The sequence below is a fragment of the Alloyangia pacifica genome, assembly GCF_003111685.1.
Classification (GTDB): domain Bacteria; phylum Pseudomonadota; class Alphaproteobacteria; order Rhodobacterales; family Rhodobacteraceae; genus Salipiger; species Salipiger pacificus_A.
In genome coordinates this window covers 675,940-689,466 of the sequence record NZ_CP022190.1, presented here as the reverse complement: position 1 = coordinate 689,466, position 13,527 = coordinate 675,940, and the positions used below count along the sequence as shown (strand labels likewise).

General features: G+C 65.6%; 11 protein-coding genes and 1 pseudogene. 4 read left to right on the top strand and 8 right to left on the bottom strand.

Annotation, left to right across the window (positions count from 1 at the left end):
• Positions 1-144 precede the first annotated feature (144 nt).
• Positions 145-801: a DUF998 domain-containing protein gene (locus CEW88_RS16155; protein ID WP_108968858.1), complete on the top strand. Its 657-nt coding sequence runs from the start codon at positions 145-147 to the stop codon at positions 799-801.
• Positions 801-1,319, top strand: a complete 519-nt coding sequence (locus CEW88_RS16150) for a DUF421 domain-containing protein (RefSeq protein WP_108968856.1) — start codon at positions 801-803, stop codon at positions 1,317-1,319. The genes CEW88_RS16155 and CEW88_RS16150 overlap by 1 nt, the downstream gene beginning before the upstream one ends.
• Positions 1,320-1,543: 224 nt before the next feature.
• Here the strand turns inward: CEW88_RS16150 and CEW88_RS16145 are convergent.
• Positions 1,544-1,693: pseudogene (locus CEW88_RS16145) on the bottom strand (IS5/IS1182 family transposase); the annotation flags it as partial.
• A 98-nt stretch (positions 1,694-1,791) separates the two neighbouring features.
• Positions 1,792-2,700, bottom strand: coding sequence for a LysR family transcriptional regulator (locus tag CEW88_RS16140; protein ID WP_108968855.1), 909 nt, complete (start codon positions 2,698-2,700; stop codon positions 1,792-1,794).
• A 166-nt stretch (positions 2,701-2,866) separates the two neighbouring features.
• On the opposite strand from CEW88_RS16140, the gene CEW88_RS16135 reads away from it, so the two are divergent.
• Complete coding sequence (locus CEW88_RS16135; protein WP_108968853.1) at positions 2,867-4,531, top strand: GMC family oxidoreductase; 1,665 nt, start codon at positions 2,867-2,869, stop codon at positions 4,529-4,531.
• Positions 4,532-4,557: 26 nt separating this feature from the next.
• Positions 4,558-7,068 (top strand): CoA transferase, encoded by a 2,511-nt coding sequence (locus CEW88_RS16130; RefSeq protein ID WP_108968851.1) that lies wholly within the window; start codon positions 4,558-4,560, stop codon positions 7,066-7,068.
• A gap of 433 nt (positions 7,069-7,501) precedes the next feature.
• Here the strand turns inward: CEW88_RS16130 and CEW88_RS16125 are convergent, their stop codons facing one another.
• From CEW88_RS16125 to CEW88_RS16100, 6 genes are all read right to left on the bottom strand, one after another.
• A complete protein-coding gene (locus CEW88_RS16125) occupies positions 7,502-7,981 on the bottom strand; it encodes a hypothetical protein (protein WP_108968849.1) in 480 nt (159 codons plus the stop codon).
• A gap of 3 nt (positions 7,982-7,984) precedes the next feature.
• On the bottom strand, positions 7,985-8,800 hold the full coding sequence (locus CEW88_RS16120; protein ID WP_108968847.1) for a DUF3100 domain-containing protein: 816 nt from the start codon (positions 8,798-8,800) through the stop codon (positions 7,985-7,987).
• Between the two features lie 97 nt (positions 8,801-8,897).
• Positions 8,898-10,433 carry an aldehyde dehydrogenase family protein gene (locus CEW88_RS16115; protein WP_108968845.1) on the bottom strand — a complete coding sequence of 512 codons (1,536 nt, stop codon included), beginning with the start codon at positions 10,431-10,433 and terminating at the stop codon, positions 8,898-8,900.
• The gene (locus CEW88_RS16110) at positions 10,433-11,344 is read right to left on the bottom strand and encodes an NAD(P)-dependent oxidoreductase (RefSeq protein WP_108968843.1); all 912 of its coding nucleotides are present in this window, start codon (positions 11,342-11,344) and stop codon (positions 10,433-10,435) included. Before CEW88_RS16110 ends, CEW88_RS16115 begins: the two co-directional genes overlap by 1 nt.
• A 129-nt stretch (positions 11,345-11,473) precedes the next feature.
• On the bottom strand, positions 11,474-12,382 hold the full coding sequence (locus tag CEW88_RS16105; protein ID WP_108968840.1) for a LysR family transcriptional regulator: 909 nt from the start codon (positions 12,380-12,382) through the stop codon (positions 11,474-11,476).
• On the bottom strand, positions 12,382-13,521 hold the full coding sequence (locus tag CEW88_RS16100) for a M20 aminoacylase family protein (protein WP_108968838.1): 1,140 nt from the start codon (positions 13,519-13,521) through the stop codon (positions 12,382-12,384). Before CEW88_RS16100 ends, CEW88_RS16105 begins: the two co-directional genes overlap by 1 nt.
• Positions 13,522-13,527 lie beyond the last annotated feature (6 nt).

The following is a 13,527-nucleotide window of genomic DNA, read 5'->3' as shown; positions in this document are numbered from 1 at the left end:
CACCAGCGCAATTGCTGCAACATCGACCCAAGACATCGGCCCAACGAGCAAAAAAGCTGTCGGGAGGGGTGGGATCAGAGCACATCCTTAATAAATGAACCAATGAGCCCCGGGAACGTTGGTCCTTTATCCCGAGGAGCTCAGATGCCACTAACCGCGGAGACCCCCCGCCAGTTGCCCGCCGAAACCGCCGAGCGACCTGCTCTTATGCACGCTCTTGTTCTGCTGGCGATCTTCGGTTGCGTAGCGCTCGCCACCTCTATCTTGATCGCTGATTTCGTTGTTCCCGACCACGACTGGATTGCGGACACCATCAGTGATCTCGGCGCAGGGCGCTATGAGTTCATCGTCGATACAGGCCTCTACGCCTTTTCCGCGGCATTGATCGGTCTTGCGGTGCTGGCGGCGCATGTCCACCTCGGCGCCTGGGATTGGAGTGTCGGGATCATTGCACTCATCGTCTTTGGCCTTCTGGTTTTCCTCATTGGGGCCCGCAACGAATACGGCGACAATGACAGCGAGGGCTGGGTGATCCACACCTACCTAGTCTATGCGCTGGGTCTCGCCATGGCCACGGCCTGCTTTGCCTTGGCGCGCGGGGCAGCCCGGGTCGGCCCAAGGTATCGCACGATCCTGATTGGTACCGGCGTCGTCTGGTGTGCCTCGGCACCCACCTTCTTCTTTCTGCCCACGGCGGTCGACGGCATCTACGAGCGCTACCTTGGGGCCGTTTCCTACGTGCTGGTCCTGACCCTTGCACACCTCTTCCACCAACGCGCCAAGCAGCGGAAGGCGACCTGATGTTCACGGATATTGCTGCTCTCGATATTGTCCTTCGCGGCACGCTGCTTGCCCTGGTCGGCCTGGCGTGGGTCGTGATCTGCGTTCGGGTCATCGGTTTGCGCGCATTCTCAAAGATGACATCATTCGATTTCGTCACCACGATCGCCATCGGGTCACTTCTGGCCGGATGCGTCCAAGCGACGACCTGGAGCGGGGTCGCGCAGGCTCTCATCGCCGTTTCTGCTCTTCTCGGAATCCAGTATGGCGTCTCGCGGACGCGCGCACGGCGTGACGATTTCGAGGGATTGATCGGCAACACCCCGACCTTGCTCATGCGTGACGGTGAGTTTCAGGAGGCCTCGCTGTTGCGCACGCGAACCTCCCGCAGCGACGTCATCGCAAAACTCCGCGAAGCCAATGTTTTGGACCTCAGGGAAGTTCGTGCGGTCGTGCTCGAATCCACCGGAGACATCTCGGTTCTGCACGGTGAGAGTTTGAACGATATCCTTCTTGAGGGGGTGAGGACAGGCAGATGACGCGCGGCGTCTTCAGAAGAGCACACCACTTCTTGCAGCGCTTGGAGATCTGACAAGCGATCTGGTGCAGGGAATGACCGCTTCGTCCTCGTCCAAGGTTTGTGGCTGCTGGATGCTTGCGATCCAGCGGCGACAAATCTGACAAGGAGCAAAGCGCGGGCAGATTTCGGTGCTATGGGGATTGTGGCTCAGGTCTGGGCCTTGGATGCCTTGGGGTCTGTGCCCTGCACAGCTTCTCTGAACCAATCGGCATCGTAGCCACGATTTCCGAGCAGCCATTTCACGTTGGGCAACCCGCTAGCCAGGGCACGCGCCCCGATATAGTCGCTGACGGGTCCGGCAGTCAGGAACAGGTCGATGAGCCGGTCCTGGCTGCACCTTGGTGACGCCTCGCGCGTGCGAGCGGCCTCGGAAACGAGCCTCGACCCGGTCCTTTCTCCAGGCCCGAGCCTTTGTTCTCTCCCATCGGGCGTCATCCCCAAATGATCGCGAGCTGGCTGAAGAGCGCGGCGACGACCGGAGTCGCCTCGCGTGATTTCAGCGACAACATGACGAGACAGGCGGGAACGCTTTGGGTCTCGCACAGGCTGAGGCCGAAGGAATGCTGCTGGTCCAGAGCTATGGTTTCGCGGCACAGGCACAGGCCCACCCCTGCGCGCACCATCTCCAGCATCGACGCCTCGTGGTCCACCAGCGCGACGACGTTCTGCGTACAGCCATGGTCCGCAAAGATCCGACCCAGAAGCCGGTTGTGGACAGAGGCCGCGGTCGTTCCGATCCACGGCAATTTCGCCAAGTCGCTCCAATCGGCTGTGGCGACACGGGAATCCCAGCCGACCGGGGCGATGATGCGGTAGGTGAATGTGGCGAGCTGCTTCACGTGCATGGCGTCTTGCGACGCAAGCGCGTCAACCGCGCCAGGGTCCGTCAGGTAGAACCCGGCGTCGATCTGGCGGCGATGCAGCTTCTCGAGGATTTCGCCGCTAATGCCATGCACCAGTTCCGTGGTGATGCCGGGATGCGCCGCGCCCAACTGGCTCAGGAGGCGGCCGAGCCGGATGAACTCGGGGTCCACGATCGTCCCGATGCGGAGCGCCCCGGAGACTTGCCCGACCCGCCCGATGGCGTGTTGCCGGAAGTCTGCCATGGCGTTCAGGACGGCTTCGGCCTTCGGCAACAACGCCTTGCCGTCCGGCGTCAGGTCGAGCCCATGCGGCGCGCGCTTGAAGTAGGTGACGCCGGTTTCTTCACCGAGGCGCCTGATCTGATGGCTGATCGCGGGCTGCGTCAGGTTCAGCACTTCGGCGGCACGCGAAACGCTGCCCACCCGCGCGACAGTGACGAAGGCCAGAAGGCCATTGAGATTGAAAATCCGTTCCATATTAAGAATCTTAATATCAGTCACAGAAATTAGTCATTGGGAAAACGCATCCGGCCTTTTTAACCTCGATCCACAGAAGCGCAGGGAGGAGCCTTCGACCCAATCGTCCGCCGTCGCGGCGCGATGCAGGGCGGGGTGCATGTCCTGCCGAACGGCGAGGGACATCATGGCTAAACCTGCATCCGAATTTGATTTCATCGTGATTGGCGGCGGATCCGCAGGCTGCCTCCTGGCCAACCGCCTGTCTGCCGACCCGCAGAACCGCGTGCTGCTGCTCGAAGCGGGCAAACCTGATAATTACCACTGGATCCACGTCCCCGTGGGCTACCTCTATTGCATCGGGAACCCGCGCACCGACTGGATGTACAACACCGAAGCCGACAAGGGCCTGAACGGGCGGACCCTGCGCTACCCCCGAGGCAAGACGCTGGGCGGCTGCTCCTCGATCAACGGCATGATCTACATGCGGGGTCAGGCCCGCGACTACGACAACTGGGCTGCCCTGACTGGCGAAGAAGACTGGTCATGGGATAGCTCGCTGAACGATTTCAAGGCGCATGAGGATCACTACAAGCTGGACGGCGGTGCAGATCCGAAGACGGGCGACAACGAGCGGTTCTCCGACATGCACGGTCATGGCGGGGAGTGGCGTGTCGAAAAGCAGCGCTTGCGGTGGGATGTGCTCGACAGCTTCGCCAATGCCGCCGAAGAGGCCGGCATCGAGAAGACCGACGACTTCAACAGCGGTGACAACGCGGGGGTCGGCTATTTCGACGTCAACCAGCGGTCTGGGTGGCGGTGGAACACCTCCAAGGCGTTCCTGCGGCCCGCGCGGCAGCGCCGCAACCTGACGGTCTGGACCGAGGCCCAGGCCGAGAAGCTGACCTTCGAGACCGGACCGGATGGCGTTGCCCGGTGCACCGGCGTTCGGGTCAGCCACAAGGGCCGGACAGTGAGCGTGACCGCGCCGCGCGAGACCGTCCTGTCGGCCGGTGCAATCAACTCGCCGCAGATCCTGCAGCTTTCCGGGATCGGGCCGGCAGGTCTGCTGCGCACCCATGGCATCGAGGTCCTGCGCGATGCCCCGGTGGGAGAGAACCTGCAGGACCACCTGCAAATCCGCGCGGTCTACAAGGTCACCGGCACGCGGACGCTGAATGCCCTCGCCAGCACGCTGTTCGGCAAGGCGAACATCGGCATGGAATATGCCTTCCGGCGCTCCGGCCCGATGAGCATGGCACCCAGCCAGCTCGGCGCCTTCACCCGCTCCGACGAGACGCGGGCGCACGCCAACCTCGAGTATCACGTCCAGCCGCTCAGTCTCGACGCCTTCGGGGAACCTCTGCACGCCTTCCCCGCCATCACGGTCAGCGTCTGCAACCTCAACCCCAGCAGCCGTGGCACCGTGCGCCTCCGCTCCGCCAATTTCCGCGATGCGCCAATGATCTCGCCGAATTATCTGGACACCGAGGACGACCGCAAGGTCGCGGCGGACAGCCTTCGCCAGGTGCGGCGGATCATGGCGCAGCCTGCGATGGCGGGCTACCGCCCCGAGGAATTCAAACCCGGCATCCAGTACCAGAGCGACGACGACCTCGCGAAGCTGGCCGGGGACATCGCCAACACGATCTTTCACCCGGTCGGCACCGTGAAAATGGGCCGCGACGACGATGACACCGCCGTGCTCGACCCGCACCTGAGGGTGAAGGGCGTCAACGGCCTGCGGGTGGTCGATGCCAGCATCATGCCGGAAATCACCAGCGGCAACACCAACTCGCCGACGCTGATGATCGCGGAAAAAGCAGCACGCTGGATCCTGGCCGGCCAATGACACCTGCGTTCAACCGCGGAGGAACCATGCGCACTTCTTTCTCGAACCTGCCCCTGACCGGGGTCAAAGTGGTCGATTTCGGGCAATATATCGCGGGCCCCGCCGTGGCGATGCTGCTCGGCGATCTGGGCGCGACGGTCATCCACGTCGATCCGCTGGACGGCCCGATGTGGGACAGCCCGGCCAATGCCACGCTGATGCGCAACAAGCTGATCGTGAACCTCGACCTCAAGTCCGAACAGGGACTGGCCGAGGCGCGGGCGCTCTGTGCCGAGGCCGACATTATCGTCGAGAATTTCCGCCCCGGAAAACTTGCCGCGCTGGGGCTCGATTTTGCCGAGATGCGCAAGGAGCGCCCCGAGTTGATCACGGTTTCCCTGCCGGGCTTTGCGTCGAACGACGCAGAGCGCCGCGAGCAGCGCGCCTTCGAAAGCGTTGTCGCCGCCAGCTCGGGGGTCTTCACCGACATGGGGCTGAACCGCGTACTTATGGGTCTGAATCCCTCGTTCTCGCCGCTGCCTCTGGCTTCGGCCTATGCCTCGCAGATCGCCGCTTCGGCGACGGTTCTGGCCCTGCAGTCGCGGCAACTGACCGGCCTCGGCGACCAGATCGAAGTGCCCTTGGCGGCGGCGGTGATGGAGGGACTGTGCTACAACTCCATCAAGGTCGGCGACATGCCGGAGCGCTACCTGACCCAGCGTGAGATCGAGATCGAGCGACGCCGCATCGAAGGCCTGCCGATGAACGTCTCCTACCAGGATCTGCAGGAACTGCTCGATCCCTTCTTCCGCAGCTACATGTGCAAGGACGGGCGCGGCTTCTACGTCGTCTGCCCGAGCCACAAGCATCACGCGCGCCGCTGCCTCGAGGTTCTGGGGCTCTATGAAGAGATGGTCGCGGAGGGTCTTCAGGAAGAGGACGACACCTACAAGCCCCAGTCCGAGTGGGTCTCGGATACATCGCTCGGGGTCTATCCGATGCCGAAGTTCTGGGCCGACAAGATCGCGGCGCGGATGAAGGAGGTTTTCATGACCCGAACCTCCCACGAGTGGAAGCGGATGTTCGGCCGGGCTGGCATCCCCGGAGCGCCGCAGCGTTGGCTTCAGGAATGGATCAACGACGAATACGCCGAGACCTCGGGCCTGATGATCGACGTCTGGGATCCGGAGTACGGCGAGATGATCCAGCCCGGCCCGGTGGTCTGGATGGAAGAAAGCGGCGAGGAGGCCCTGAGCCCCGCACCGCGCCGCTGGGTGACGGTCGAGGAGGCGCTGAAGGTGCTGCGCAAGCTGCGCACCGAGATCCCGGATGCCGAAGACGGCATCGAACAGGAGGGGTGGCTCTCGGGCGTGCGCGTGCTCGACATGTGCAACGTCATCGCCGGCCCGCATTCCGCCAGCTACCTCGCGCGCTTTGGTGCCGAGGTCATCAAGATCGACCCGGCGCAACCCCTCTATGACAGTTGGAGCACGGTGATCTACGGCCTCAGCCAGGGCCGGGGCAAGAAGTCGATCCTTGCCGACGCAAAGTCGGAGCACGGGCGCAAGGTCTTCGAAGACCTCGTGAAATCCGTCGACGTGATCTTCTGGAACGCCCCGGACAGCCAGATCAGGCGCATGGGGCTGGACGCGGAAAGCCTGCGCAAGCTGAACCCCGAGGCGATCTTCTGCAAGCTCGACTGCTTCGGCGGCGTGCGGCGCGGCACGCGCACCGATTACATCGGCTATGATGACCTCGTGCAGGCCACCACCGGGATCATGCTGCGCTTCGGCGGCTCGATGGACCGCCCCGAGGAACACGCCCACGTCGGCACGATCGACGTGATGTGTGGCTTCGGCGGGGCGCTGGCCGTGGCCGCCGCGCTCTACCAGAAGAACCGCTTTGGCCGGATCGGGCGCGGCCGGACGTCGCTGTCAGCGAACAGCGGCCTGCTGCAGGTGCCCTTCGCCTATGACTTCCGCGGCAGGGGTCTCTTCGACGAGCCCTCCGGTCCGGAGGTCAACGGCTACGATTCACTGTCCCGTTTCTACAGCACGGCGTCCGGCATCTACATCCTGCTCTGCGCCTACGAACGCGACCTCCCCCGTTTCCGCAATGTCGAGGATCTGTCAGACCTGCCGGACCTGCCCGCGGACGACCGGGCGGCCTACCTGGCCGGGGCGTTCCAGATGCATCCGGCGTCAGAATGGATCACCCGGTTGCGCGCGGCGGACATCGGCTGCGCGATCTGCAACAACATCGACGCATTGCGCTCCGAGAACACGCGCGAACCGGACGGCACGCCCGGCACCGATCGCGGCAGCTATTCCTTCTCGCACTACAGCGACCATCCCAGCGGCCACGAGGTGACTCAGCTTGATCCCTACGCCGTGCGTCCGACACGCGGAAAGGTCTTCGCGCTGTCGCCCACGGAGAAGTTCGGCGCGTCCACGCGCGCCATCCTGACCGACCTCGGCTACTCCGAGGCGGCCATCGAGAAGATGTTGAAATCCGGACAGCTCAGCGAAAGCTGGAGCACGGAATACCTGCCCAGCTGAGGGCAGTTCGGGGCGGGCAGAGATGCCCGCCCCTGCCTTGCGGTGCGCCGCATTCTCCCAATGGCCCGGTCCAGTCCTGTCGCGCTGCCCTGCGCGGCAAACGGAGGAGGCTGCCCGGTCCCCATTTGTCTGAACGGAGGAGAGATGACAAACAAACCCCCTTTGATGGAACTGGATATCCCGACTGCGGACCGCGGGGTCTACTGGGGCTTCGCCAAGAGCTGTGGATCCCGCCCAAGCTGCTGGTCAGCGCGCTGATCGACTTCAGATGAAGACGTTTCGATCCATTTCGGGGTCTACACCTGTTTCTCATCGCAGACAGTGCGGCGTTGACCCGCCGCGCTTCCATGCAGACCGTTTCGAACTTCGTTCCCGGCGATAGACGGCGTCCACGGGCCGCGCAGCGCGGCCCGTGGTGGGGATCAGGGCGCGGTCAGAGGAAGGCCTGCGCCACGATGGCCGATCCGACGTAGGTGCCGGTCATCACCAGCACGGCGACCACGGCGATCTTCCAGCCCGAGGTCTTGGCGATCTCGATCTCGCGCCGGGCAATCGCGATGCCCGCATAGGCAAGGCAGGGCGTCGCCAGCGTCAGGAAATTGACGTGGCTGACCTTGTCGAGGATCCAGGCGCTGCCCGGCGTCCAGGGCATGGTGGCAAGGATGCCGACCAGCGAGATCCAGGCCACCGAGGGCAGCTTGAACGGCACCACCTTGGTCAGCACCATGCCGATCATGCACATCACCCACAGGATGATCAGCCCCACCAGCCCCTGCGGCACGGTGTTCTCGGTCGCCACAGTGTTGCCCACCAGCGCGATCACGCAGACCACCGCCAGCGCCGCGGCATGGGCGCCGAGGCCGAACTTGGGGTCTTCGGTCAGATCGATGTCGTCAGTACGGATATCGCTCATAGCTCAGGCTCCGGCTTTCGAGGGCTCTTTGCGGCCCAGCAGGTCGTAGAGTTTTTCGGTCAGCGGCAGCGCCACGAAGACGCAGAGGTAGAGACCGGTGGCATAGGTCAGCACGTTCGACGCGCCGGCGAGCGCGAGGATCTGCTCCTCCATGTCCGGCACCGCGTGCACCAGCGCCCCCGAGCAGGCCGCCATCATGCTGCCCGAACCGATGCCGCAGGCCATGGCCAGCGCCTCGACCGAGAAGGCCCCGGTGGTGGCGAGGATCGAGGCGAGGATGGCGAAGATGAAGGTGCCGAAGAGCGTGCCGATCACGTAGACACCCATGACGCCTGCACCTTCCTGGCTCTTGAGGCCGTATTTGTCGGCGATGATCGCGATATTGGGCTCGCGCGCTACCGAGAAACAGGCACCGATGGACTCGCGGCCCATGCGCAGCACCAGCACGGCGACCGGGAAGGCCAGCAGGATGGTGCCGAGGTTGCCCAGCTCCTGCAGGATGAGCGCCGGACCGGCGGCGATGATCTGCTCCATCGACGGGCCGATGATCGTGCCGAACTTGGCGATGAAGGGCATGATCGCGATGACGATCAGCGGCGAGGCGGCGTGTACCTCGCGGTCGCGGATCAGGGCGCGCGCACCCGAGATCACGTTGGGGTTGATCAGCAGCCCCAAGACGAAGGCGTAGAGCAGCGGCAAGAGCAGGATCGAGCCGATGCCGATCGGCACGGCGATGACCCCGATAAGCTCGGCAATCACGGTGATGACGAGCACGCTGCCATGCAGCCGCCAGTCCAGAAGGATGTCTTTTATTGGCATGAGGGACCTCTCTGTTGTCACCCCGTTGGGGGGCGCATTGGCCGGGACCGGGCTGCTACCCGGTCCGCGGCAGAAATTGAAGGCGAAACTCCGCCGGTCAGCCCGGCGCGTAGCCGAAGCCCTGCGCGGGGTTTTCCGCGGTCTCGACCCAGACCGATTTCGTCTGGGTGTAGGCGGCCAGCGCCTCGCGTCCCGACGAGCGGCCGTAGCCCGAGCGGCCGAAACCGCCAAAGGGCGACATGACGTTGATCGTCTTGTAGCTGTTGACCCAGAAGGTGCCCGCGCGGACCTGTGCCGCCATGCGATGCGCCCGGCCCACGTCCTGCGTCCAGACCGCGCCCGCCAGCCCGTAGGGCGTCGCATTGGCCAGCGCGATGGCCTCTTCCTCGGTGTCGAAGGGCAGCACCGAGACCACGGGGCCGAAGACTTCTTCGTTGGCGATGGTCATCTGCGGCGTCACCTGGTCGACCACCGTGGGGGCAAAGAAGAAGCCACCGCTCGCCGCCAGCGCCGCGGGTTTTGCGCCGCCGCTGGTGATCTCGGCACCCTGGCTGACCGCTTCACGCACCATCTCGTCGATCTTCGACCATTGCCGCTGGTTGTTCACCGGGCCGATCTGAGTCGCCGGGTCCATCGGCGCGCCGACGGGAATATTGCCAGCCGCAATGCTCAGCTTTTCAACCATTTGCGCATGTACGGAGCGGTGCACCAGCAGACGCGAGCCCGCCACGCAGCTCTGACCGCAGGACGCAAAGATCGCCGCCTGCGCCCCCACCACGGCGCGGTCGAGATCGGCATCGCCGAAGACGATGTTGGCAGATTTGCCGCCCAGTTCCAGCACCGAGGGCACCAGCCGCTTGGCCGCTGCGCCCGCGATCTTGGCTCCCGCCTCGGCGGAGCCGACGAAAACCACCAGCGCCGTCGCCGGGTTCTCGATCATCGCCTGACCCGAGCCCGGACCATCGCCCGCGATGACGTTGACAAGACCCTTCGGCGCGCCCGCTTTCTCGCACAGGATGCCAACCACGATCGACGACAGCGGCGTCAGCTCCGAGGGTTTGATCATCACGCCGTTGCCCGCACAAATCGCCGGGGCGACCTGCCAGCAGCAGGTGAAGAGCGGCGCGTTCCAGGGGGTGATCTGGCTGACCACGCCGAGCGGCTCGTGGCGGGTGTAGTTGAGGTGCGTCGAGGGTACCGGGATCACGTCGCCGGTGATCTTGTCGCACCAGCCCGCGTAATACTCGAACATCTCGGCCATGCGGCCCGGCTCGCCGGTGGTGTCGCGGATCGGGCGACCCGAGGAGAGGGCTTCCAGCTCCGACAGCGCGGTGGCATTGGCGCGCAGTTGCCGGCCAATCTCGAACATGATGCGGCCGCGCTCGGAGGCGGTCTTGGCGAACCATTCCTTCTGCGCGCGGGTTGCGGCGTCGGCGGCCCGCGCCACCACATTGGCGCCTGCGTCCTTGTAGCGGGCAAACACCTCCCCCGTCGCGGGGTCGGTCAGCTCCAGCGCGTGCCCGGTGCCCGGCACCAATTCGCCGCCAACCCAGGAGTGCACCTCGGACGAGCCCGTCAGCTCCTTCAGCAGCTCGGCCACGCGGGCGGCGGTATCGACGATGTCCTTGGCCATCACATCTTTTCCTTCTGGCTCAGGCGGTCCACCGCGGGATCGCCCATATGCATGAAATCATCACCGTCCTTCAGGCCCGAGGTCTCCTCGGCCCAGAGATCGGCCACGAGGTCCGCCACCGGCATGGCGCAGCCGACGCTTTGCGCCAGTTCGCGGGCAAGCCGCACGTCCTTGCGCATCAGACCGGTGCTGAAACCGCTGTCGAAGCTGCGTGGCAGCACCCAGTTGGGGAAGTGGATTTCCGAGATGGCACTGCGGCCCGTCGCTGAGTTGATCACCCGCAGCGCGTCTTCCGCGCCAACGCCCGCCGCCTCTGCGAGCCGCAGCGCCTCGAGCGTGGTGACCATATGGCTGGCCACCAGCATGTTGTTGACCAGCTTGGCGACATTGCCGGCGCCGCTCGGGCCGACGTGGAGGATCTTCGCCGCCATCGCCTCGAGCGCCGGCATCGCTGCGCCGACCCATTTCTCGTCGCCGCCGAGCATCACCGAAAGCTTTCCCGATGCCGCACCCGAGGGACCGCCGCTCACCGGCGCGTCGAGGAAGCCGTGACCCGCCGCATCGAGGGTCGCCGCCAGCTTGCGGCTGACCTCGGCCTCGGAGGTGGAGGTGTCGATGATGACCTTGGTCCCGGCTTCCGCGTCCAGCAGCCCCGCGCCCTGTGCCGCGGCGATGACGCCTTCGACATGCGCCGCCGTGGGCAGCGAAAGCACGATGACGTCCGCTTCGGCGAAGACCTCCTCTGGGCTTGCCTTGGGCGCGATGCCCGCCTCGCGGGCGCGGTCCTGCGCCGCGGGAGATGGATCGTAGCCCGCGACCTCGAACCCGGCGCGGCCAAGGCTCGACGCCATGCCGAAGCCCATCGCCCCAAGTCCGATCACCCCGGCCCGTTTGCCTGTCCCTGTCGCCATGTGATCTCCTGTCGTTGTGCGTCGCCGGCCACGTTCGGCTGGCGTTTCACACAGCTAACCGGAGGAACGGCGTTCACAGGTAGGGGGCACATTGCGCACATTGCGTTGCTCTGAGAGCAACATCAAAGGTCACGGGCGGAAGGCCACCATGCGGTCGGACAGGAAGCTCGCCACCAGGTCCACCGATTTCGGCAGGCGGCGGCGGGCGCGCACCATGAGGTGCGTGCTGACCCGGTGGAGCGCCGGCTCGTCCAGTTCGATCACCGCCAGATCGCCGCGATCCGCCTGAATGGACGCGGAAAATCGCGGCAGGAAGGTCACGCCCATGCCCGCGCTCACGTAACGGATCAACAGCGCGATGGAGGCGGTCTCCACATGCACCCGCAGCGCCAGCCCGCGGTCGGCGGCGACCTGCCCGACGAGGTGCCGGATGGCGTGGCGCGCATCGAGCATGGCGACGGGATGCTCCAGCACCTCGGCCAGCCCGACACTTTGCCGACACGCCAATGACGAATTCGCAGGCACAACCGCGCAGAGCGGCTGACGCCCCATGGCCAGCGAGCGGCTCGCCTCGGTCACCAGCGGGTTGTAGGCGATTCCGATATCGGCCTCTCCCTCGATCACGCGGCGCTGCAACTCGTCGGTGCCGGCGTGGTCGATGGCAAAGCGCAGGTCGGGCTGCAGCCGGCTCAGCTCCGACAGGCCGTTCTCCATCAGGTCGGCGGTGAACCCCTCTCCGAGCGCGATGCGCACGGTCTGCGTGCGTCCTGCGCGGTAGCGGCCGATCTGATCGAGAAGGAAGGTCTGCTCGTCCTGCAGATGCAGCGCGTGCTCGCGCAGGAGTTCCCCGGCCTCGGTCACCGTCACGCCCTTTGAACTGCGCTCGAAGAGCGTCACCCCAAGCCGGGCCTCGGCCTCGGCGATCTTGCGCGAGATCGCCGAGGGCACGACATTCAACCGATCTGCCGCACGGCGGATCGATCCCTCCTGCGCGACCGCGAGGAACTCGCGCAGGAAGCGGCTGTCGAGCGCGTCCATCAGCCCCGCGTGGCGCGGCGGGCGAGGCGCACCCAGAACTCGGCGCCGGCGGGCAGCACCGCGTCGTTGAAGTCGAACTTCGCCGAATGCAGCCCCGGGTTCTCGCCCTCGCGCGCGGCCCCGAGCCAGAGGTAGGCGCCGGGCACCTCGTTCAGCATGAAGGCGAAATCCTCCGAGGCCATGCTTGGGCCGGTCATTGCGGTATCGAGCCCCATCTCCGCCGCCACGTCGCGGGCCAGCGCGGCCTCGGGGGCGGAGTTGATCGTCGCGGGGTAGCGGCGCTGGTAGTCGATGTTGGCGGTACAGCCCTGTGCGGCGGCCTCGGCGGTGGCCACCCGGCGGACACGCTCTTCGATGATGTCACCGGCCTCGGCCCCGAACCAGCGGCAGGTGCCGCTGAGCACGGCGCGGTCGGGGCAGACGTTGTAGGCCGAGCCGCTGTGGATCTGGGTGACCGAAACGACGCCGGGCTCGAGCGGCGAGAGCGCGCGGGCCGGGATCTCTTGCAGCGCCGCGGCGGTGCGCCCGGCGGCGGCGATCACGCCGTCGGATTGCTCGGGCATGGCGCCATGGCCGCCCTTGCCGAGGATCTCGATATCAAAGACCGAGAAGGCCGCCATCATCTTGTCGTCGCGTGCTACGAAGCGCCCCGGTGCGAGGCCGGGCCAGTTGTGGATGCCGAAGACCTTGTCGACGGGAAACTGCGTGAAAAGCCCCTGTTCGACCATGACCCGCGCGCCGCCCTCGCTTTCCTCGGCGGGCTGGAAGATCAGCGTGACGGTGCCTTGCTCGACGCCCTCTGCCGCGATCTGCCGCGCGGCAAGCAGCAGCATGGCGGTGTGCCCGTCGTGGCCGCAGGCGTGCATCTTGCCGGGAATGGTCGAGGCATGGGCCGCGCCCGTCGCCTCTACGATGGGGAGCGCGTCGATGTCGGCGCGCAGACCGATCACCGGCGCGCCCTGCCCCATCTGCGCCACGACGCCGGTGCCCGCCAGACCGCGGTGTACGCGCCAACCCCACTCGGTGAGAAGCCCCGCGATCATCTCCGAGGTCCGGTGTTCCTCGAAGCCCAGCTCGGGATGGCGGTGCAGGTCGTGGCGCCAGGCAATGGCTTCGGCGATGTGGTCTTGGTCGAACATGAGGTC

Bases quoted from the DNA above. Each gene is read 5' to 3' on its own strand.
- CEW88_RS16115 (WP_108968845.1), bottom strand. From the start codon at position 10,433: ATGGCCAAGGACATCGTCGATACCGCCGCCCGCGTGGCCGAGCTGCTG.
- CEW88_RS16100 (WP_108968838.1), bottom strand. From the start codon at position 13,521: ATGTTCGACCAAGACCACATCGCCGAAGCCATTGCCTGGCGCCACGAC.
- CEW88_RS16110 (WP_108968843.1), bottom strand. From the start codon at position 11,344: ATGGCGACAGGGACAGGCAAACGGGCCGGGGTGATCGGACTTGGGGCG.
- CEW88_RS16130 (WP_108968851.1), top strand. From the start codon at position 4,558: ATGCGCACTTCTTTCTCGAACCTGCCCCTGACCGGGGTCAAAGTGGTC.
- CEW88_RS16105 (WP_108968840.1), bottom strand. From the start codon at position 12,382: ATGGACGCGCTCGACAGCCGCTTCCTGCGCGAGTTCCTCGCGGTCGCG.
- CEW88_RS16155 (WP_108968858.1), top strand. From the start codon at position 145: ATGCCACTAACCGCGGAGACCCCCCGCCAGTTGCCCGCCGAAACCGCC.
- CEW88_RS16120 (WP_108968847.1), bottom strand. From the start codon at position 8,800: ATGCCAATAAAAGACATCCTTCTGGACTGGCGGCTGCATGGCAGCGTG.
- CEW88_RS16135 (WP_108968853.1), top strand. From the start codon at position 2,867: ATGGCTAAACCTGCATCCGAATTTGATTTCATCGTGATTGGCGGCGGA.
- CEW88_RS16140 (WP_108968855.1), bottom strand. From the start codon at position 2,700: ATGGAACGGATTTTCAATCTCAATGGCCTTCTGGCCTTCGTCACTGTC.
- CEW88_RS16150 (WP_108968856.1), top strand. From the start codon at position 801: ATGTTCACGGATATTGCTGCTCTCGATATTGTCCTTCGCGGCACGCTG.
- CEW88_RS16125 (WP_108968849.1), bottom strand. From the start codon at position 7,981: ATGAGCGATATCCGTACTGACGACATCGATCTGACCGAAGACCCCAAG.